The organism is Nitrosomonas marina (assembly GCF_900111605.1).
In the GTDB taxonomy this organism is placed as follows: Bacteria; Pseudomonadota; Gammaproteobacteria; order Burkholderiales; family Nitrosomonadaceae; genus Nitrosomonas; species Nitrosomonas marina_A.
In genome coordinates this window covers 62463-84327 of sequence record NZ_FOIA01000016.1, presented here as the reverse complement: position 1 = coordinate 84327, position 21865 = coordinate 62463, and the positions used below count along the sequence as shown (strand labels likewise).

Sequence of the window (21865 nt, the reverse complement as noted above, 5' to 3'; positions counted from 1 at the left end):
ACATGATAAAACAGTTAAAAATTGTTTGTAACACAGTCGCTTTAATTTTTATACTCTCAGCGGCAAATGCAGTAGCAGAAGATGACCATGACCATGATCACGAATTGCATGCAGGCGATATAAATCCATGGCGCGTAGGTGCTGAAATATTTACCGGCAGCGCGCTGTTTGAAACCGATTTTGGCGATCTGAGTGGCGGCCCTTTTGTTACCGACGATCCCGGTGTAGATGTCAATGTTCAGGCAGGTGCTTTTACACCGGGCAACTGGTTGCGCTATCAGCCGGTAGGCCAATTACTGTACTGGGATGGCTCACAATGGACTGATGTAGTACCCAATGGTGAACGAATTGAAATAACCGATGTGCTCAGTAATGTCACTTCATTCAATACCAGTGGTGTCAGTGAGACAGCGGGCGTGATCGGTGAAGTTGACAGTAATGGCAGTGTGCATGAACATTTGAGCTTCACGATATTCGACGCATCGAATTCACCAGGCGGCAGTGCCGGCGCATACCGCATTCAGTTCAAACTATTTGAATCCTTGCCACAAAGCAATACATCAGTGTCTATTGCCGCATCTCCGATAGCGATCGTGTTCAATCGCGGACTGGAAACCGAAAGTTTTGAACTGGCGGTATCAGCAGCTGAAGCTCTGGACAATAATGCTGTATTTGTTGCCGAGACCGGCTTATTGACTATTCAGCATGTCAATGCTTTTGGTACTGTTTATAATGTAAAAATGCAATACACCGGTAACAATCAGTTCCAACTGATTGAGGCTGAAGAAATCATCGATGCGCATTAATACATAGATATGTCATAAACATTGAAAACGGTTGCATTTGGCTGTTTGTAAACTGTGAATACGCGCAATTGTCCGTCACATAGAATAGTCAGTCGACCTGAAACACATTTGCCCCATTCTCCACCAAGGGATCTGAGAGCAAAAGACGGCACTCTGCACTCTGAAATATTCGTCACGATTCGTTAACTAGTAATCAGCGCGAGCAAGAACACCATTCCTTTCGTTTTATTTAACAATGTATTTGTTGTGTTCAGCGTGCTAAAGTAGCACTAGTGCTCTTTCAATATGATATTGTCAGGTACAGCGTTATCGTGGTGTTATGCAGCAAGGCACAGTACACGGGAAAGGGTTATTCCCTTTTCAAGTACTGTAACGCGGCTGCAGGACACCACGGTAACGCCCGGTGGATGCGCTTGTCAGCGCCCATGGACTGTGTTGTGTCTTTTGGTAATAGAATGACTATTTCCTGCAAGACACGCCTTGCCATGAGCGCTGACAAGCGCACTGAATCCGGCAATATCATATTGAAAGAGCACTAGCTTTCACGCAGCAAAGACAATTCACCATGATATCTAATACCCTTAACACTCCGATGATTCCTGTAACATTGCTGACTGGTTATTTAGGTAGCGGCAAGACCACATTACTCAACCACATCATGCAACAATCCACCATGGCGGACACCTTGGTGATTATCAATGAATTCGGGGAAATCGCACTAGATCACCTGCTGGTCGTACATAGTACTGAAAATTTGATGATGGAAATGGGCAGCGGCTGCCTCTGCTGCACGATCCGCAGCGATCTGGTTAAGACACTGCAAGACATTACCTGGCGCTTCTCTCGCAATGGAGAAAGGCAGTTTCGTCGTGTTTTGATCGAAACGACCGGCCTGGCTGATCCTGCACCCATTATCCATACTTTGATGACTGATCCGCAGATAACCAGATACTACCGGTTAGATGGGATCGTGGCAACTATCGACATGGCCACTGGAAACAAAACCCTGAGCACGCATAATGAAGCAATCAAGCAAGCGGCGATAGCAGACTGCCTTCTTCTGACCAAGGCTGACCTGGCAGCAGCTCGCGACAAGGCCGCCTTACTCCAGCGGTTGACTGCAATCAACCCGGCTGCTCCATGCCGGCAGGTGGCGCATGGCCAGATTGAAGCAGAAAGATTGTTGAATCTGGGATTATTTTCAACCGAAGAAAAAATACCCGATGTGGCACGCTGGCTCCGGGAAGAAGCCTATTCAGCAAATGCTGCCCATGAGCTCAGCCACAATCAACACGATCATGAACTTACAGATGATCCTCATAGTCACGATCATCACATGCACGACATCAATCGCCATGACGATCATGTTCGTGCATACTGCTTCACCACGGATAAACCAGTTAGCAAACAAATCTACACAACCTTGCTGGAACTGCTGTTCTACATGGGCAGCAACATCCTGCGTATCAAGGGTATCCTGAACATCGAAGACAACGACCAGCCTATGGCCATGCATGGAGTGCAGCACATACTCCATCCCCTTATGCCATTACCCGCCTGGCCAAATGAAGATCGCCGTTCAAAAATCGTCTTCATCACCCGCGATATCGAACGGGAAACAGTCGAACATATTTTTAAGACCATCACGCATGTGCCTAAGCGCAAATAAAAGGCTGTCTTGTGCGAAGAGTTAGCGTAAAGGTAACAACAATGAAGACTGCTGCGTCATTCTGCGCGGTGGGTGCAAGCCTGACTACGATACGAATAGCGCCAGCTCAGCCATTGATGTGCTGAATAAAGCCAATCCGATCTAGTACTCTAACAATATGATATTGCCGGGTTCAGTGAGCTTGTCAGTGTTCATGGCAAGGCGTGTCTTGCAGGAAATAGTCGTTCTATTACGAAAAGACACAACGTGTCATCACTTTCTCATTTCGATCTACACCATGAATTTTGAAATACTTGCTTCGCCAGATCAATTCCCATCTGTGTTATAGTCATAATCTCCTCCCGCTTCTAGATTACTAAAATCTTTAGTTTGGCACATTGCGATGCCGTTGAGTGGGAGGAGTCCATCCCATTGGGCTAGCATCCTTTTCATCAACCCCATTTCACCCCATGCAGTGATCTCTTTGTCGGTAAATCGAAGCTCAAAACCCATGAATTCCGGCCAAGTTGCTATTCGTACCCGGAAAGGCCAGAAGCTTGGAGTATTGCATATCACCGATCCATCGATCTATTGGTAAAAAACCCGCGAGACCGATCTGGCAGCGCGTGAAGTTACTAAACTTGGCTTGCTTGAACGCATAAACGCCTAAGCCTCAAGATATTCGACGCATCGAATACGCCAAGCAACACCACCGGCGCATACCGCACTCAGTTCAAATTATTTAAGTCCTTACCGCAAAGCAATACATCAGTGTCTATTGCCGCATCTTCGATAGCGATTGTGTTCTATCGCGGATTGGAAACCGAAAGTTTTGAACTGGCGGTATCAGCAGCTGACGGTCTGGACAATCATGCAGTGTTTGTTGCCGAGACCGGCTTATTGACTATTCAGCATGTCAATGCTTTTGGTACTGTTTAATAAGGTAAAAATGCAATACACCGGTAACAATCAGTTCCAACTGATTGAAGTTGAAGAAATCATCGATGCGCATTAATATCTGGATAATACACCGAGATGCTGGCAATTTTGAGATTGGCGCGCCAGGACTGTCTTTTGGACTTCGAGTCGTGATGGTTTAGTGCAATGTTGCTGCCGATCCACAGCATTTTTTGAATTTCATGCCGCTACCACATGGGCATGGATCGTTGCGACCTATCTTAGGATGGTTTCTTTGAAACGTTCTGGCTACTGCACGTTCGGCAACAGCATCGCGATAGGCCTGCCAATACCTGAATATCCGGACAACACTGGCTGGAATCTGTTTGGATAATTTTTCGCGTTGCGATGGTGTTTGGGTGAGTGCTTCTTCTTCTGGCGTAACATCGTCAGCGCCCAGCAGATAAATAGGACGTAGTGCATTCCAACCGTCTTGATCATCAAAAAGTGGCTGCCAATGATTGCGGCATAATTCAATGCCGTTCATATATCCATAGGCCCACATTTCTCCATCAATGTAATATTCTGATTGATAACGACAATCATCAAAGACGGGTTCTATTGCATCGGGATCATTCTGCAACAGGAAAATAATTGCATTAAAGTGACGTATGATCAATTCAGTAATATATGCGGCCTGGGTCGTCGTTTCAAATTCAGGTCGATCGCCTTCAGTCGGACCCCATATTCCCGGCATCCATTCGCCTGGTTTCAAAATAACCGGGCCAGATGCAATTGCGGTCAAATACCCATCTATTGAGGTTACTCCCATCGTTTCATCCGATGTTTGATCGGACATCAGAAAATTATCAAGCTCATCCAGTTCGTCCTGAGACAGCGGTGTGTATGGAGATGCATACTTTGATTGAGTGGCCACAGTAAAAAATATAGTGATTTAAAGGCAATCATTCTACTGATTGTCGCAAGCGAATTAAAGCAATCACTTGCTCAACATTTCACCAGGGCTCTCAGCCATCACATTCCTAACATACGTAACATGGTTAAAATGCGGCTTATGCAGATACTTGACAGACGAACCCTACGACTATAACCGGCTTGACTACACGATTGTAGTGGTAGGGGACGGCATCATGAGTGATCTTGTAGCTAAACCCGCTGCATTGAATAGACATCTCCATGTTCGAAAAGCCGGATGAACAAGATTTCTGTTATAAGGTGCTGTTTAATCCCAACAATGGGGATGCTTATATAGTCTTTGTTTCGGAATACGATATCAATGTCGATTTGCTGAAACTGTGTACGGCTATACAGTTGCAGCGCCATTGGGGCAAGTCATTAAAAGTTCATTATTTCTTGTATATCACTATTGTGTTTATGGTTATTAGGATTCAAACTAGTGACCGGGGCAACCCATTTATTAATAAAATAAGGAACAATCAAATGAACAAAGACTTACGTTTAATACTGTTTAGTATGGCAAGTTTGTTTCCGCTATGTTTCAGTGGCCTGGCTGGCGCCGTTGAACTAGCTCCAGATGTCAGTGACGCGCAGGTAGTCGCGCAATACAACTATATCATTCATATTCTGGCGATGTTGCTGATCGGTTTTGGTTTTCTCATGGTATTTATTCGAAGATATGGGTTTGGTGCGATTACCGGTACCTATCTGGTTGTTGCAGTCAGTTTGCCTCTCTATATTTTACTTCGCGCCAATGGAATTTTTGGACATGCACTTGAGCCGCATACGCTGGACGCATTACTGTTTGCGGAATTGGCTGCAGCTACTGCGCTAATCGCCATGGGCGCAGTACTTGGACGCCTGCGGGTATTTCAATATGCATTACTGGCGCTTTTGGTGGTGCCCCTATATTTGTTGAATGAATGGATTGTTCTGGACGATGCATTTGGAATAACAACAGGATTCCAGGATACAGCTGGATCGATTGTAATCCATGCTTTTGGCGCCTATTTTGGGATGGCCATGTCTATTGTGCTGACTACTGCATATCAACGTAGTAAACCTGTTGAGTCGGATCCCACTTCTGACCGTTATGCTATGCTGGGATCAGTTGTTTTGTGGCTCTTCTGGCCGAGTTTTGCTACTGCCCTTGTTCCTCTCGAGCAAATGCCGCAAACTGTTGTAAACACGCTGCTCGCGCTCAGTGGCGCAACGATCGCGACCTATTTTGTCAGTACCATGGTCAACAAAGGTAAAACATCAATGGTTGATATGGCAAATGCGGCCCTGGCAGGTGGTGTTGCCATTGGTTCAATTTGCGATGTCGCAAATCCTGCAGGCGCATTTGCTATCGGCCTGCTTGCTGGCACCATTTCTGTTCTCGGCTACCGATATCTGCTGCCAGCACTTGAAGCAAAATTCAAGTTGTATGATACCTGTGGCGTTCATAATCTGCATGGCATGCCTGGGTTATTGGGTGGATTCAGCGCATTTCTTATCATCCCGCCGAGTGTTGCAACAGCTCAACTTGCCGGTATTGGAATAACTCTGCTGATCGCTATCGCTGGTGGACTCATCGCAGGCATGTTAGTCAAGTTGACAGGTACTACACGTGAACCCTATGAAGACAGTGTTGAGTTTTCCCATACCGAGGGTCCGGAAGCCGAAGCCACAGTTGCCAAATTGCAGGCACGAATCGAAGCCCTGGAAAATCAGTCAATAACGCAGCAATCTACGGCACAAGCAGATTTATCTGAGTTCAGGACTGACCCAGACAAGCCTGCACCTCAAGGATAGTGCGGATTAAAATTAAAATATTTTTTTATGGGAGAAGTGAGGTCAGACTGATTTAACCAGGTATGTGCATATTGGGGTAAAAGCCCGTATGCATCTGGTCTTCGTTTTGCTTTTGTGTGAATAGCGAAGCAACTGTGTACCAGTCTGATGTGTGTACGTTTACTGGTCGGCCCTCGGGGCCGGCCAAATCCTAATCGTCTGCTAAACATTCCTTTCCTGCAAGCAACTCAATTGATCGGGGTGCTTTTATTGTCAGCTTCGTATTTTTGATCGAATGCGTGACAACATTGAAATAAGCATATTTCCATCAATAACCATGGAATGATGATTTATTGCATGGAATCATGCTGTTACCTTTCATGAAATCCAGTCATTGTAAATTGCTTTCTTTGGCGTCTAGAGAAATACATTCATAGAGCATTTCAAATTATCAAATGCTTGCGTGTAAAAATGTTGCAGATTTTGTGAGGTTGAAGATACAGCAGAAGAAGTGCTGCTTGATAATACGCGGCTACTTATCAGGATAATTACACATTACCCTGAAACCAAAGCCATTGTATCGAATACTTGCATCGAACTCGCCTCGAGCAGAGGATCGTATATATTTTGAATCATAGGCCCAGGATCCACCACGAACTGCACGTGTGCCCCCCTCTTCGATGCGGGCACATTGCTGCTCCTGACCATCATAATTATCACGCCACGCCGAACAGGTCCATTCCCAGACGTTGCCGGAGGTGTCATACAACCCATAAAGATTCGCTTTAAACTGTCCTACCGGGGCTGCCTGTCGGTTGTCCCACCGACTGCCGCACGTGTTGCAGTTGGCATTGTTATGCCCGGCTTCATTACCCCACGGGTAAGCAGTGTCGAGTCCTGCCCGTGCAGCGTATTCCCACTCTGCTTCGGTTGGCAAGCGGCAGTTGAGCTGTTTTTGTTCCCCAAGCCAGGCTGCATAGATCATCGCCCTGCGCCAATTGATTTCCACGACCGGTAAATTGTCACCCACATTTTCTCTGGCACTTGACAGAATAACCAGGTTCTTTCCTGCCGGGTTACTGAGCTTTTGTGCGCGAACATAGCTATCAAACTGCTCGTTGGTAATTTCAAATTTACTGATGTAAAAGGGCCGCTCTATTTCGACGTTTTTATTGGGTACGCCAAAATATTTTCTTTCTCCAGCCTCAAGGTTTTTTATAAACGTAGTATCCTGTTCTCCCATTTCAAAAGTACCAGCCGGGATCAGTACAAGTTCAGGAAGAATTATTTCATCGGATTGCGCCGAAATTGGATCAGAAGTCATATCGTTTTGGACGATTTTGTCATAAACAGACTTTACAAAAGGCACACTCATTATTGCCAGCACCATAATGACTGAGACCCACAAAAATCTACGAAGCAATATTAGCCGTAAGCTTTTTTTTTCCAGAATATTTTGTCTTTTCATTTTTTCAGATAATAACACGGTAAGCTATTGCCCGATTTGTTCTTAAATGGCATCTAAGATACAGAAACCACCGATTTTAGAATTTTAGACTAACCACATTTTTTTCAAAACGCAAAAAACCGTGTACTAGTACTCTCTCAATATGATATTGCCAGGTACAGCGTTGCCGTGGTGTTATGGAGAAAGGCACAGTGCGCGGGAAAGGGTTATTCCCTTTTCAAGTACTGTAACACGGCTGCAGGACACCACGGTAACGCCCTGTGGGTGAGCTTGTCAGCGTCCATGGACTGCGTTGTGTCTTTTGGTAATAGAACGACTATTTCCTGCAAGACACGCCTTGCCATGAACACTGACAAGCTCACTGAACCCGGCAATATCATATTGATAGTACTAGCTATTCGGGCCATGGCTGAAAAATATCAAATGACGGACTGCTAAATTGGTAGATCCGCAGGTTTTAGTCCTGTTCGAGAAGGCTTTTACTTCTTGGATATGCCACTGTTGAAATCGAACGATGACGCTTGGCGAAAACCAGGACCGTGCAGGTTGCGGATTGCAATTCCAGTAGTCAAGACAATTTGTTCTGGAGCAATGATCATCAAAGCCGTGACTGCAATTATGAAACAGTTTTGTTGTATATCCGGATTTGCTGAGGATCGAATCGCGGCTGGCTTTTTTCAAGCGAAAATTGGTTGTTAATTTTTTTAAACGGCCACTTCCGGTTATCATCGAGTTTCATGCAAGATATACGTTTCCAACCCAGGTAATTGCACTGTCACAGTTGCTTAATTGAAAATAGTATTTGTAACAAGGAGATTCTGATGGTTCGTCGCTATGATCTGGACTGGTTGCGCGTCTTGCTGTTTGCTTTGCTTGTACCACACCATGTTGCTGTTGGCTTTGTGGACTGGGGCGTCGACATCTACCGATTTGTAAATAATCAGTTGGCGGGTGACGGTATGTCGCTGTTCATTTACTGGAGTCACAGCTGGCGCCTGCCATCACTTTTTCTAATTTCCGGGATTGGGACATATTTCCTGACACGCCGTGGAATTGGATTTCAGTTCATGGCGGGTCGAATCGGTCGGCTTTTGATTCCGGCAATTTTCGGTTTTTTTGTTCTTAACGTATTTGGCGGTTATGCAATTGCTGTGATGACAGATGATCCACGTCGCTTTATCTCATTCTGGTCAGATTGGCTGATTAATCCTGTGCCGCGACAGGTACAACATCTTTGGTTTCTTTTCAATCTCATGATTTATACGCTGCTCTGCTGGCCGACTTTTTCGCTGCGTGAACATTTGGAGAAGCGAAGCCTTTCACCAGTCATACTTATTCTTGGTCTGATTAGCGTTTCGGCGCTGGCAGTTGCCATCGTAAAACCGTATGCCGCAGCGCTTGCCGGGAATGGATACCAGTTTGCATATTATCTGGTATTTTTTGCCGGCGGTTTTATGATCGGAGCGCGACATGAAACCGTCCTGGGCTTTGCAAAACGCAATGTATGGATTCTACTGGCCGCAGCGATTGCTCTCTTTATGATCAAGGCTACGTTACTGGCCCTCGTTCTTATCGCTGATTTTCCAACGGGCGAAGCGCTGGCGGCTGGTGGCTGGGTCCCGCTGGGTTTAGAGCCGCAATATGCAACTGTATTTTCTGTAATCGAGGCGCTTACTGCCTGGGCGTGGTGTATTACAGCGCTTGGATTGGCTGCAAAATTTTTGAATAGCCCCAGTTCTCTGGTAGCTGAACTCAATCGTGCAGTCTTTCCACTTTACGTCCTGCATTTTCCAATCACACTCGTGGGGCTTGCGCTGATCGCACAGATATCATGGCCGTGGTGGATCGAGTTTTTTCTATTGCTCATCGTGGTCTATCTTTTCAGCTGGATGCTCTGGCGTTTTGCTGACCGGTTGGATGTATTCAGGTATTTGGTTGGAGGGCGTCCGGCGACCAGGATTGATAACGGTGCATAGACGCCGGCGATACCGGCAACTTTCCCAACCAGCGCATAGAAGCCACCACCGACCATGGTCCCGATACCAAAGAAAATAAGCAGTGGTAGTGAAATTGAACGTTTAAGCCGGGTTGTCTCGGGCGTGCTGAAGTTCATGTTGTGTCGGCTGTGCTATGTTGTCAGTATAATTAGTTTGTATTTCTGGAATTTTCGAGTGTTTCAGCAAAAAAATAACAACATCCTTAGAAATTAACACTTATTGGTGATCGCTGGAATTAGTCATTGTTAAACAACATAATAGATGTTTTTTTTGTTTCCGACTGTTTTTGAACAACCTGCCAGGTTATCTTTATCACCGTTATCGCAAAAAAAATACTATAGACATTAAACAGCCAACAAGCGCGATAAAGCTGTGCATTATTTCTTGAGATACACGGTATGCAAATGCTGCGCCAAAGTAGCCGCCAGCAATTGCCGTTATACTCATTAGGCCAAGATAGTTCCATGCGATTGAGTCTCCAAAGGCGTAAACAGCAACTGCAATCATAGTCAGTAATGCCGAGATAATGTTTTTGATCCCGTTCATGCTGTGTAAGCTGGTTTGACCCATTAAGCCAAGCGCAGCCAGCAATATTATTCCTAACCCCCCATTGAAATATCCACCGTATATACAGACTGCAAGCAAGACCAGGCAGGTTGTTATACTTCGTTTTCGTGAAAAATTGAGATCGTGTGCTGGTTTTTTTATAACTGTATTTTTTCTTTGAAAAAGCCAGGGGCCGGATATAAATGCCATCGTAGCAAATACAATTAGCCAGGGAATTAGCGTTGAGAATAATTGTTCATCGGTCAGCAACAGAATAGCAGCGCCGATCGTACCGCCGAACAATGCTATCCATGATATGGATAGCATGTTTAAGCCTGCGGGAAAATCAATATCATGTCTGAATCGCCATGCGCTTGCGATGTACCCGGGAAGAAGGGCCGCTGTGCCTGTTGTATTAGCTGAAACAGGAGAAACACCAATAGCAATCAATGCGGGTAATGTAATAAAACTACCTCCGCCTGCGACTGCATTTAACATTCCACCGAGAAATCCGGCCAGACTTACTATGCCCCATTCCATCGTTAGCAAGCTCCTGAAAATATTAATTTTGTTAGGGTGTTTTTTTAAGCAGGCAATTATATAACCTTTATGCATATGCTATTTACGCTAAAAAGCAGTGAATGAGTAAGTTTGTATGTGGCAGTTTTCAAAGTAACGGATATATACCGCCGGTCGCAGGGAAATACACAGCATTCCTTGGAAACAATCGAATGAAATAAGGTGTTTATCATGGACTTTTTATTCGATCATTTTTGACCTCAATCTGTAGAATGTTATCCAGCAGACTTTCTCTCTCCCTTGTTCAGTCTGCTCATCTTTCCTTATCATTTAGGCACCTCAATTGATCGAGGTGCTTTTTTTATGTGTACGCGTCAGATATGTTTGGGCATTCAGTGTCCAGACGAGGTCGATGCGGACACGCTCTATCTTTGGCTGTTTGTGGTTTGATTCGGTTTTTTTGTCAGAAGTATGTCAACAAATTGCCCTAGTACTCTTTCAATTTGATATTGCCGGGTTCAGTGAACTTGTCAGTGTTCATGGCAAGGCGTGTCTTGCAGGAAATAGTCGTTCTATTACCTAAAGACGCATCGCAGTCCATGGGCGCTGACAAGCTCACCCACAGGGCGTTACCGTGGTGTCCTGCAGCTGCGTTACAGTACTTGAAAAGGAAACGCCCTTTTCCTGCGTACTGTGCCTTGCCGCATAACACCACGGTAATGCTGTACCTGGCAATATCATATTGAAAGAGTGCTAGACTGGCTTGCTGAGGCCAAACATATTATTATCGGTGTTGCCGTGAAAATTATTATTTATTGCTTTTGCAAAAGATTTTTCCTATTGACAAGGCACATCGTCACTTTTCATGGTGTGCATTCATTGATCGCGGCTGGATGCCTGAACAGGAATCTAAATGACAAGATCAAATCAATTTCTTCATTACCGCTGGGTCTCAATCCTTAAAACACTGTGCCAGATCGGATTGCCGGCTTTTTTTCTGATGGTCCAGGCTTGGGCCGGCAATACTGACGATTTTGATGAAACGCTCAAAATAGGGTTGTTGCCTGATAGTGCTCAAAAAATTCTGGACAGTCGTTTTGGTCCTTTGCTGCATTATATTGAAGCCGAAACAGGCCTGAGGGTTGAGTATAAACAGTCAAAAGATTATCTGGATCTGCTGAATCAATTTAAAGAAAAAGAATTAGATGCTGTTTTATTCGGAGGCTATACTTTCATATTGGCTCAACAAGGTGCCGGAGCAGAGCCGCTGGTGCTGCGGGATAACGATTTGCATTTCAATACGGTGTTTCTGGTACGGCCGGGAAGTATCGAAAAACGATTGAAAGACTTTAAAGGTGCAGTCATTAGTTTTGGGTCCAGGCAGTCTACTTCCGGTCATTTAATGCCGCGATATTTTCTTGACCAACAGAGCATGCATCCTGAAATTTTTTTTTCCAAGGTGCTTTATTCCGGGAGCCACGATAAAACAGCTTATTGGGTACGTGACGGTATAGCGGATATCGGTGCTGCAAACAGTCAGGTCATCGAAAGAATGCTCCGAGAGGGGGAGTTGCTGGAATCAGACATACAAATTCTTTGGCAAACACCTGACTATACAGATTATGTCTGGGCCATTCAGCCCGATATGGAAACATCTTTGCGCGTGCGTCTGCTGGATGCCTTTCTTTCACTGTCACCTTTAAATCCCGAACACGAACACATACTGGAATCAGTGGGTGCTGGTGGGTATTTGCCAGCCCATGATGCCGATTTTGATCTGCTGAGAAATGTTGTCCACTCACTTCGATCGGAAATTAAATGAAGCCAGGGGTTCAAAAAAAACACATACTTCTGCGAGTGTATCTATTAATAGCGTTGCTGTTGCTGATGGGGATTCTTAAAGCTGTATTACTTACCTATCATTTGCACCAGCAGCAACGCATTAATGATCAAGTGAATCAATACTATAATCCGTTGATCTATCACACTGAAAATCTGACTGAAACAATCCAGGAGCTTAATTATTCCTATCGATTGCGCCAACTGTCTTTGGCAGATGAAGACATATATGTTCGTACGCTCAGTAATGCGGCCTATGTAATCGATCGCTATTTAAAGGAAATCAGAAGCCTGGAAACGGAAGCTCAACCGAATCGGGCCATCGAAAACGCCCGAATACGGCTGGAGAACGATATAAACAACCTCGTCAATATCCTGAATGGTGTTTTGGCGACGCGCGATGTAAACGATGAAAGTATCAGACAATTACCGGATCAGATTCAATCCACAGATCTTCGAACACAGCAATACAGCCGGTTGCTAATCAATGAAAGAGAAGAAATTCATAAAGTATTGTTGTCGGAATCCGGTACTAAAACAACCTTTGTGATCCTGCTTATCACAGGAACTATAATTTTCGCTGCTTTTGTTATTATCCCGTTGGTCATGAATATTCGGAAGATGGTTATTGAAACGCATTATGCCGAGCACAGGCAACGAAAACTGAGGGAGTTGGCGGAGCTGGAGCAAAGCCGGCTGGCATCGCTGTTGTCCGCCTTGAATATTGGTATTTTGTTTGAAGACAGGCAGAATCAGGTGGAGTATGTCAATCCTGCTTTCAGGCACATGTGGGAAATAGATAAAGACAAGCCGTTAACGGGCTTGACAATCAATCAATTATTGAGCGAATCGCCGCATGGCTACACCGAATCCGAGCATCTACCCAATGGTGGTTTGCCCGAACAAAAAGCAGATGGAATTAGAAAACACCTGGAAATTAATGTAACGAATAACCGGATTCTGAAGCAGTCCTGCTATCCGGTTCTGGATGGCAAAAAAAGATTGTTGGGGCGTTTGTGGACGTATGAAGATATTACCAGCGAACGCCAGACCGCCGAGCAATTGTTGCATCTTGCCGAACATGACGCATTGACGGGGCTATTAAACCGGCACAGTTTTCAGAAGTCTATGACTTCGATGATTGAGCAGTGTCGTCGTGAAAATGGTAAATTTTCCTTGCTATATTTTGATCTGGATGAGTTTAAGTATATCAATGATACATTCGGTCATGGTACCGGAGACGGTGTGTTAAGCCGTATTGCCAATCAGGTTTCTACATTGATCAGAAGCACCGAGAGCTTTGCACGCTTGGGTGGAGATGAATTTGCTATTCTTACGGCATTTGAGCCGGTGGAGAAAGTGGGCGTTTTACCTGAACGTATCATTTCAGCTATTTCTTCAATCCCTTTCCAGTTTGAAGGAACCAGTATCCGTCTTACGGCCAGCATTGGCATAGCCAATTACCCCGACCACGGAATTAATGTGGAAGACCTGGTATCGCACGCTGATACGGCGATGTACGAAGCCAAAAAGAAAGGGAAAAACAGATGGGCTTTGTATAATCACCGGAATAATGCGTCTCAAATGATGGTTGATCGAATGAGCTGGAGTCGGCGGATCGATCTGGCGCTGCAGCAGGATCTGCTCATACTTCATTTTCAGGGTGTCTACAATACGAATAATCATGTTTTGAGTCATTTAGAAGTTCTCGTGCGCATGTATGATCCCGCGGATAAACGAAGTATCATCATGCCTGGCGAATTCATTCCAATCGCCGAAAAAACCGCTCAGATTGCAGAGATAGACCGCATTGTGCTGGCAAAAAGCATAGCCACGCTGGCGCAATATCCGCATGTGCCTGCACTGGCAGTCAATATATCAGGACGTACTTTTGATGAACCTTCATTACCTGAATTTATCCGCGAACGACTGGTATCCTGCTCTGTCGATCCCAAACGTTTGGTCCTTGAACTCACTGAAACCGAAGCCGTTTCTGATTTCCAGGATGCGCAGCGCTTTATCGAAACCATTAATCAGATTGGTTGCCGCGTTTGTCTGGATGATTTTGGAAACGGGTTTTCAACCTTTATGTATTTGAAATATCTAAATGTTCAAATTCTAAAAATTGATGGCATGTTTATCAGGGATTTACCGAAAAATTATGAAAACCAGGTATTGGTAAAAGCGATGGTGAACATTGCACAGGCATTGAACAAATCCGTCGTTGCGGAATTTGTGGAAAATGATGAGACTCTGGCGTTGCTAAAAAGCCTTGGCGTGCAATTCGCACAGGGTTATTATTTTGACAAACCCACTGATCAGCATAAGGCATTTTTATAGTCATTGTTGTCCAATAGAATAAAATAAAGTTGAAGGCCGGTTTGTAAACTGAATGCTTCAGACAATTGCGTTTCGGAATCCGCCGTACAGCGATGTATTTTATCAGGTTGCCTTATCTATTGTGCGGCCCGGGTTTTTCGTTTGCAGTTTGTCTGTCAACCGGTCATTACCATCTGCCTGATAGCAGAGCATCGCGACCACAACTCGGTCAATTGCCTTGCAGGTGCAGAATATGTTTTATCCTTGTTCTGTCCGGTCGAGTGCTGCCAATACTGGCTGGATGAGATAAGCCTGACCGGACTTGTTAACAGATAACCCCAATGAAAACAGCCCGGTTGCCGGCGGCGCAGTCAGGCAACTTTTTCCAGTGGGACAGGCTGTCAGCGTTGATCGTCTAATTCTGGGTGACCGCAGGCTACTATCCATTCGGCCTCTTCAACGCTGCCGGGCGTGATCTTTATCCATTCTTGCGGCTGGCTATATGAACGAATCTGTTCGCCACCGCCCATGTTCCAGCTGTATAACTTGTAAGCCAGCTCTTTGGTATGCCTGTTCTGACAGTTATACTTCTTTCGGACTTTCTTGGATAAGAAATTAGCGCCGGTGTCTTCCTGTTCGAGCTTATAGTCAACCAGCGTCCACATTTTGGCTACGTTGCCGACTTTGCGGATGGTTTGCATATCGGCATATACCGTGAAGCCGCCCTTGTCGTCGCGCTTGAGCACCTGTGTCCACTCGGCCATAATACTGGTGCTGAGGCAAAACAACATGATGGTCAATAACAGTTTTTTCATAGAGATGGATCCTGTGTGTTTATGAATGCTGAAAAGCACTTCAAAGAATTATTCCATAAAAGCCATGAATATGCGATATTTAGGACGTTTTGCACACCGATATCAATGCTGTCCTGTTCTAATACCCTGATTGGTAACGTCAAATACTGTTTGAAAAACCTGCATGATGAAACTGCGACACGATCAACCCGGACTGCGATCGATACTCGACAAACACAGGCCGTGGTTGGTCATTACGGGTGCGGGAGTCAGTTTATACTCCGGTATTCCGACTTATCGGGATGACAATGGCGAGTGGCTGCGCAGCGACCCGATTAAGCATCATGAATTTATTCAGTATGAAGACAAGCGAAAACACTACTGGGCACGAAGCGCAGTAGGCTGGCCACCGGTCGAACGTGCGTTGCCCAATGATGCGCACTATGCGCTTGCAGAACTGGAACGGCGTGGTTATTTTGCAGGTTTGATTACGCAGAATGTCGACCGACTGCACCAGAGGGCAGGACAGCAGCATGTGATTGACCTGCATGGCAGGCTTGACCGGGTGCGATGTTTGCAGTGCGGACAGTTTGAGGACCGGCAGCAGTTGCAGGTTCGCCTGCTGGAATTCAACTCATTTTTGGCGCCGCTCACCGCAACGCTGGCACCCGATGGCGATGCTCATGTGAGAGACGAGATCACCAGGCGAATGAAGCTGGTTAACTGTCTGGCTTGTGACGGCATCTTAATGCCTGATGTGGTTTTTTTTGGCGGTACAATATCAAAACAAACCCACCTCGAAGCTGCGCGATTATACGAGCAATGCAATGGTGTCCTGGCCATTGGCTCATCACTAATGGTGTACTCCGGTTTTCGTTACTGCAAACTGGCAAAGCAGGACGGTAAACCGTTGATGATTATCAATCGTGGCAGAACCCGTGCAGACGATATTGTTGATCATAAGATCGGGCAGGACTGCCAGACAGTATTAACCGCACTGGTGGCCTGAACCCTTATTTCATTGTTTGTTCGTTGTAGGTTTCAATTAATTTTCCTTCAGATTCTTCGAGTTCTGTCGCAAGTGGACGAAATTGCATGTTGCTGCAACATAGGGTGGTGTCTCGTTGAGATCGATTGCTGGTAATAATCCGCACAGAGCGAAAAACTGGAAGCCTATTCAAAGACTGCCGGTTTGACTGCATGCGTTTGACTTAAGCACCGGATGGCCGGTTGCTACAAAAGCTAAGTGCGTTATAGCACGTCGTTTTAAAGCAGTTTGCTTCCAAATTTGATTGTTACCGGCTACCCTTGAGTTTATTTCATCATTACAGAAAATTTTATGTCTGGTTTTACTCATAATACTACCAGCAGTTTTGCTGCACTGATTCGTCTGTTGAAGTATGCTCGAGGCTATCGTCGACAAATTATTGCGGCCACTATATGCTCTACTATTAACAAGCTGTTTGATATTGCGCCGGAAATTTTGATCGGTGTGGCCATCGACGTGGTGGTCAATCAGGAACAGAGCTTTGTGGCTGGCCTGGGGTTTGAGACCGCACGGGAGCAGATCGCCATTCTGGCCATTCTCACTTTCTTTATCTGGGCCGGCGAATCCGTGTTTGAGTATCTGTTCCAGATTTTATGGCGAAATCTGGCGCAGCGCCTGCAGTCGGACCTGCGCCAGGATGCCTATGAACATGCTCAGCGTCTGGACATGAGTTTTTTCGAGGCTCGCAGTTCTGGCCAGTTAGTAGCGACAATGAATGATGATGTCAATCAACTTGAACGCTTTCTCGATGGCGGTGCCAATGCCATGATTCAGGTGATGGTGACGGTTGTGGCTGTAGGGGCTGTTTTCTTCGTGTTGTCTCCACTTATTGCCCTGCTGGCATTTACCCCGATTCCCCTGATCATCTGGGGAGCGTTCTACTTTCAGCGCAAGGCCGGCCCGCTGTACGCCGACGTTCGTGAGAAAGTGGGCGATCTCTCCAGTCGCCTGGCCAACAACCTGGGAGGTATTGCCACCATCAAAAGTTTTACGGCCGAACAACGGGAAGCACAGCGACTCAAAGCCAGCAGTGAGGCCTATGTAGAGGCCAATCGCCGGGCCATCCGTATCAGTTCAGCATTCATTCCGGTGATACGCATGGCTATTCTGGCGGGTTTTCTGGCGACGTTTACCGTGGGCGGAATGATGGCGCTTGAAGGTACTTTGAACGTAGGTGCCTATGGTGTTCTGGTATTTCTGACGCAACGACTGCTTTGGCCATTGACAGGACTTGCTGAAGTGATCGATCTGTTTGAACGTGCCATGGCGAGCACACGTCGAATCCTCGATCTTCTTGCCGAACCTGTTCATGTAGACGATGAAGGCGGAAAATTACTGGAAACGCCGGTAAAAGGGGACGTTCGTTTTGAAAAAGTCAGCTTTTACTATCCCAGTGGTGTGGCCGGAATACGGGATATTGATTTACATGTGCCCGCAGGCGATACGCTGGCACTGGTCGGTGCAACCGGATCGGGCAAATCGACACTGATCAAACTTTTGCTGCGTTTTTATGATCCTGTTCATGGCCATATTCTGATAGACGAACAACCAATTCAATCTGTCAGTCTTCAGTCTCTGCGTGGCGCCATCGGTCTTGTCAGCCAGGATGTGTATTTGTTCGATGGCAGTATTCGCGACAATCTGGCTTACGGCGATCCGAATGCACCGGAGAGCGCAATTATAGACGCTGCGAAGACGGCCGAGGCCTGGGCATTCATAGAAATGTTGCCGGAAGGTCTGAATACTCAGGTTGGTGAGCGCGGCATTCGCCTCTCGGGTGGCCAACGTCAGCGATTGTCCCTGGCCCGGGCATTACTGAAGAATCCGCCAATTCTGGTGCTTGATGAGGCTACCAGTGCTGTTGATAATGAAACTGAGGCTTCGATTCAACGCTCTTTGCGTCGAATAGGCCATAATCGTACCGTGATAATGATTGCCCACCGTCTGTCCACTATCGTGGATGCGGATGCTATCGCTGTGGTTGAAGGGGGCAGGATAATTGAATCCGGAACGCACCAGCAGTTGCTGGAGAGGGATGGCATCTATGCTGCCCAATGGCGGGTTCAAACCGGACAAGCCTGATGGTCTGCAAAACCTTGTGCCAAATGGAATGCTGAACAACTGAGGAATATTCTTTTAAACAGTAAGATAGTTTGTCACTGGCCTGGAGCTGATGATATTGTGCCTCGCATTTTTAATGTGACACAATTTATTAACATATTACGTAAGCTGCTTCAAAAATGCTGTACCATGGTTTTTCATATTTTGTTTTGAGGTACGTCTGATGGACTTCGACCCGGAAGGAAAACGTCTGCCGATCAAAATTGATACGGCAACCAATGCAGAGTATTATCCGCGCCCGTTGACGGCGGCCGAAAGTGAAGCCAATTCTCATGCGCATCATTGTGTTGACCAGGCGGCCAAAGCAACAAAGAAAAGCCGGCGGGATTTTCTAAAAACCCTGGCCGGTTCTGCCACGACACTGCTGGCATTCAACCAGGCTTTTGCAAGGGCAGGCCAGACTGGCGGTTATTTTTCCATTCAAAAGGAAGCAGCATTCGATGTGGCGGCAGCTGCCGACAGTATCGGCGGCGATGAATTTATTTTCGATGTCCAGAATCATTGTGTGGATCCATCCGGAAAATGGGCCAGGGGTAAATCCGGGGAGCGCTGGATGGCGGTGCTGAATCAGGTTTTTGGGCAGCGGCGAAAATGTGCGACAGGAGAATTTGATTGTTATTCGGCCGAGCAAATGATCAAGGAAGTGTTTCTGGACAGTGACACGGACATTTCAGTGGTATCAGCACTCTGGGGCGGACGAGACAGCAATCCAACCCCAATGGACTACGCAGAAAAAGCACGTCTGCTTGCTGCGTCGGGTGGCGCCGGCCACCGGATTCTGATTCAGGGTGGTGTGATGCCAAACGAGCCGGGCGGACTTGAGTTCATGGAAGTACAAGCCAGGGAATTTGGTGTTGCGGCATGGAAAACCTATCCGCAATGGGGTCCGAACGGAACGGGTTATTTTATGGATGATTCGAAATACGGCATACCATTGATTGAGAAGGCACGGGATCTGGGCGTTAAAATCATCAGTGCGCACCGCGGCCTTCCGCTTGGCGGTATGGACTATCGATATTCAGATCCAGCCGATATTGCCCGGGCCGCGAAACTGTATCCCGATGTGAATTTTATCTGTTATCACTCGGGTTTTGAGGTCGGCATTGAAGAAGGCCCGTACAGACCGGATAATGCGCAGGGTGTCGATCGTCTGATCAAGGCGCATCAGGAAAACGGTTTTCGTCCTGACGCAGGCAATCTGTACGCCGAACTTGGGAGTGTGTGGCGTTTTTGCATGAGCAAGCCTGACCAGGCAGCACATCTATTGGGCAAGCTGATCAAATACTTTGGTGCTGAACGTATCTGCTGGGGCACCGATGCGTTGTGGTATGGCAGCCCACAGGACCAGATTCAGGCATTTCGCAGTTTTCAGATCAGCGATGCATTCCAGGATCAATATGCATATTCCGCGATTACACCGCAAATGCGCAGACAGATATTTGGCCTGAATGCCGCCAGAATTTACGGGCTCGATCTGCCAGAATTGCAAACAATGCTGCATAACGACAGCATTTCTCATCTGAAAACCATCTACGGTGAATCGCCCAATCCAAGCTACGAAACCTTTGGGCCGAAAACGCGGCGCGCTTTCCTTGAGATAATCGAAGCACAAAAAGGAAAACCCGGTTAATGTCGTATCAAAGACGCCTGCTGAATGCGGATTTTTTGGTAGTGCTAAAAATAAAAAACCCACCGAAGTGGGTTTTTTTGGGGCAGATAAGTGAGTGATTAGCCTTTAGTATTGCCAGAGCCTGCAAAAACTGGTTTGTGTTCCCGTTCTTCGGCCATCTGTTTATGATAAGCAGCTTTTTCCAGACTTTCCTCAGCGGCTTTTTCATATTCATGAATTTTATATTTCACGTGACTTTTAATATCCTGGCCATGTTTACCAAAGAAGCTGCTGCGTGATTTATGTTTGAGCGCATCAATCTGTTCATCAATTTTTGCCAGCATCTCATCCGCTTGCGCTTCATAGTGCTGTATCAGTGCATCATGATCGACACGATCAGATTGTGCATTTTGCTCCGCCGCAAATACACTCATCGGTAATGCAAGCACAATAAATGCTGCAATCACATTTCTGATGATATTTTGTAATGTTTTGGTTTTCATGGCTGTCGCTCCTTTAACTAACTTCTTCATGGTTGACATATTAGTAAAGTCAGATCAGCAAGTATATTGGGGTGGCCATTAAATTAATCTAAGCGAAACCATTATAATAATTAAGAATGACTGAAATTCAATTAACTAAAATGAGGACCTGAAGCAGGGTACAGGAACGTTATTTGGAACGGTATGTTGCTGATTGGTTTTTTTGGCTAAATAGAGTGCTAGCGGCCTGTCTCTCCGAGTTGTTGCATTGAGCTCAACCATTTTTTTCGCTGTGCTTCACTTCGGCTTTCTATTGAGCCGACCAGGCTGGTTCTGATCGGTTTGATGCCGCAAAATGCGAGAATGTTACGTTCCAGTGTTTTGACGCCGTGAGCGAAGAAAAACCACCGGTAAATATATGCAGGCATACCCATGGTGACAACAATACGTGCCGATTTTCCAGTCAGGTGTTTCTTGGGCAGCCGTGCGGGTTCAGTATAATCAAACGCAAAGCTTGGCCGTAATACCTGCTCAAAAAAAGCCTTGAGCAGTGCGGGCATGGTGCCAAGCCATAAAGGGTAGACGATGACCAGATGATCAGCCCATCGGATTGCTTCCTGCGCCTGCCTGATCGATTCTACAGATGTGTCGTGCTCAAAATCGTCTTTTGATCGTAACAAGGGAAAATCCATTGAAGCCACATCAATCAGGCGCACTTCAAATGCGCTGTTGCGCGCCCCCTTGATATAAGAATCCGCCAGGGCATGGCAAAAATGATGGTTTTTTGAATCCGGGTGACCCTGGATTACAGTTATTCGTCTGACCATAAGGTTATTTGTGCACGTCTTCTTATAATTGACTGGATTTGTACTATGCTATCATCTCCCTTAAGGAGGAGTTTATTCCGTAAACAGCTGATTGTCATCAAAAATGTTGCCAAAGTTTCCTTGCCCCCGTTGCTGGCGTAATCGCGGTTCGTTGCTGGCATTTGAACATACTAACACGGCAACTGTCTGAA

The 21865-nt window shown here is 46.1% G+C and carries 18 protein-coding genes; 11 read left to right on the top strand and 7 right to left on the bottom strand.

Features of this window, described 5'->3' with window-relative positions:
* Window positions 1-2 precede the first annotated feature (2 nt).
* Both BMY62_RS08855 and BMY62_RS08850 read left to right on the top strand, forming a co-directional pair.
* Window positions 3-806 carry a hypothetical protein gene (locus BMY62_RS08855; RefSeq protein ID WP_090658744.1) on the top strand — a complete coding sequence of 268 codons (804 nt, stop codon included), beginning with the start codon at window positions 3-5 and terminating at the stop codon, window positions 804-806.
* A 592-nt stretch (window positions 807-1398) separates the two neighbouring features.
* Window positions 1399-2475 carry a CobW family GTP-binding protein gene (locus tag BMY62_RS08850; RefSeq protein ID WP_218142961.1) on the top strand — a complete coding sequence of 359 codons (1077 nt, stop codon included), beginning with the start codon at window positions 1399-1401 and terminating at the stop codon, window positions 2473-2475.
* A gap of 306 nt (window positions 2476-2781) precedes the next feature.
* Here the strand turns inward: BMY62_RS08850 and BMY62_RS08845 are convergent, their stop codons facing one another.
* Window positions 2782-2967 (bottom strand): hypothetical protein, encoded by a 186-nt coding sequence (locus BMY62_RS08845; protein ID WP_090658740.1) that lies wholly within the window; start codon window positions 2965-2967, stop codon window positions 2782-2784.
* A 258-nt stretch (window positions 2968-3225) separates the two neighbouring features.
* Between BMY62_RS08845 and BMY62_RS16120 the strand changes: the two genes are divergently transcribed.
* The gene (locus BMY62_RS16120; protein ID WP_177170337.1) at window positions 3226-3393 is read left to right on the top strand and encodes a hypothetical protein; all 168 of its coding nucleotides are present in this window, start codon (window positions 3226-3228) and stop codon (window positions 3391-3393) included.
* A gap of 157 nt (window positions 3394-3550) precedes the next feature.
* Here the strand turns inward: BMY62_RS16120 and BMY62_RS08840 are convergent, their stop codons facing one another.
* Window positions 3551-4288 carry a UPF0149 family protein gene (locus tag BMY62_RS08840; protein ID WP_256207520.1) on the bottom strand — a complete coding sequence of 246 codons (738 nt, stop codon included), beginning with the start codon at window positions 4286-4288 and terminating at the stop codon, window positions 3551-3553.
* A 148-nt stretch (window positions 4289-4436) separates the two neighbouring features.
* Here BMY62_RS08840 and BMY62_RS16490 point away from each other — a divergent pair, with 148 nt between their 5' ends.
* Window positions 4437-4568, top strand: coding sequence for a hypothetical protein (locus BMY62_RS16490; protein WP_256207519.1), 132 nt, complete (start codon window positions 4437-4439; stop codon window positions 4566-4568).
* A 244-nt stretch (window positions 4569-4812) separates the two neighbouring features.
* The gene (locus BMY62_RS08835) at window positions 4813-6126 is read left to right on the top strand and encodes an ammonium transporter family protein (protein WP_090658769.1); all 1314 of its coding nucleotides are present in this window, start codon (window positions 4813-4815) and stop codon (window positions 6124-6126) included.
* 511 nt (window positions 6127-6637) lie between these two features.
* On the opposite strand, the gene BMY62_RS08830 is transcribed toward BMY62_RS08835, so the two are convergent.
* Window positions 6638-7429, bottom strand: coding sequence for a formylglycine-generating enzyme family protein (locus BMY62_RS08830; protein WP_218142960.1), 792 nt, complete (start codon window positions 7427-7429; stop codon window positions 6638-6640).
* Window positions 7430-8394: 965 nt separating this feature from the next.
* On the opposite strand from BMY62_RS08830, the gene BMY62_RS08820 reads away from it, so the two are divergent.
* Window positions 8395-9549 (top strand): acyltransferase family protein, encoded by a 1155-nt coding sequence (locus BMY62_RS08820; protein WP_090658734.1) that lies wholly within the window; start codon window positions 8395-8397, stop codon window positions 9547-9549.
* A gap of 339 nt (window positions 9550-9888) precedes the next feature.
* On the opposite strand, the gene BMY62_RS08815 is transcribed toward BMY62_RS08820, so the two are convergent.
* A complete protein-coding gene (locus tag BMY62_RS08815) occupies window positions 9889-10656 on the bottom strand; it encodes a sulfite exporter TauE/SafE family protein (protein ID WP_090658733.1) in 768 nt (255 codons plus the stop codon).
* Between the two features lie 892 nt (window positions 10657-11548).
* Between BMY62_RS08815 and phnD the strand changes: the two genes are divergently transcribed.
* Window positions 11549-12457, top strand: coding sequence for a phosphate/phosphite/phosphonate ABC transporter substrate-binding protein (gene phnD, locus BMY62_RS08810; protein ID WP_090658731.1), 909 nt, complete (start codon window positions 11549-11551; stop codon window positions 12455-12457).
* On the top strand, window positions 12454-14814 hold the full coding sequence (locus BMY62_RS08805; RefSeq protein ID WP_090658729.1) for a putative bifunctional diguanylate cyclase/phosphodiesterase: 2361 nt from the start codon (window positions 12454-12456) through the stop codon (window positions 14812-14814). Before phnD ends, BMY62_RS08805 begins: the two co-directional genes overlap by 4 nt.
* Window positions 14815-15194: 380 nt before the next feature.
* Here BMY62_RS08805 and BMY62_RS08800 read toward each other — a convergent pair whose 3' ends face one another.
* Entirely contained in the window at window positions 15195-15608 is a 414-nt protein-coding gene (locus BMY62_RS08800) for a surface-adhesin E family protein (protein ID WP_090658727.1), read from the bottom strand.
* Between the two features lie 163 nt (window positions 15609-15771).
* Between BMY62_RS08800 and BMY62_RS08795 the strand changes: the two genes are divergently transcribed.
* The 3 genes from BMY62_RS08795 to BMY62_RS08785 all read left to right on the top strand — a co-directional run bounded on the left by BMY62_RS08795 (window position 15772) and on the right by BMY62_RS08785 (window position 20386).
* Window positions 15772-16596, top strand: a complete 825-nt coding sequence (locus BMY62_RS08795; protein ID WP_218142959.1) for an NAD-dependent protein deacetylase — start codon at window positions 15772-15774, stop codon at window positions 16594-16596.
* A gap of 330 nt (window positions 16597-16926) precedes the next feature.
* Complete coding sequence (locus BMY62_RS08790) at window positions 16927-18717, top strand: ABC transporter ATP-binding protein (RefSeq protein ID WP_090658725.1); 1791 nt, start codon at window positions 16927-16929, stop codon at window positions 18715-18717.
* Between the two features lie 202 nt (window positions 18718-18919).
* The gene (locus BMY62_RS08785; RefSeq protein WP_090658723.1) at window positions 18920-20386 is read left to right on the top strand and encodes an amidohydrolase family protein; all 1467 of its coding nucleotides are present in this window, start codon (window positions 18920-18922) and stop codon (window positions 20384-20386) included.
* A 98-nt stretch (window positions 20387-20484) separates the two neighbouring features.
* Here BMY62_RS08785 and BMY62_RS08780 read toward each other — a convergent pair whose 3' ends face one another.
* Entirely contained in the window at window positions 20485-20868 is a 384-nt protein-coding gene (locus BMY62_RS08780) for a hypothetical protein (RefSeq protein ID WP_090658722.1), read from the bottom strand.
* Between the two features lie 218 nt (window positions 20869-21086).
* Window positions 21087-21674: an NAD(P)H-dependent oxidoreductase gene (locus BMY62_RS08775; protein ID WP_090658720.1), complete on the bottom strand. Its 588-nt coding sequence runs from the start codon at window positions 21672-21674 to the stop codon at window positions 21087-21089.
* Between the last annotated feature and the right edge of the window lie 191 nt (window positions 21675-21865).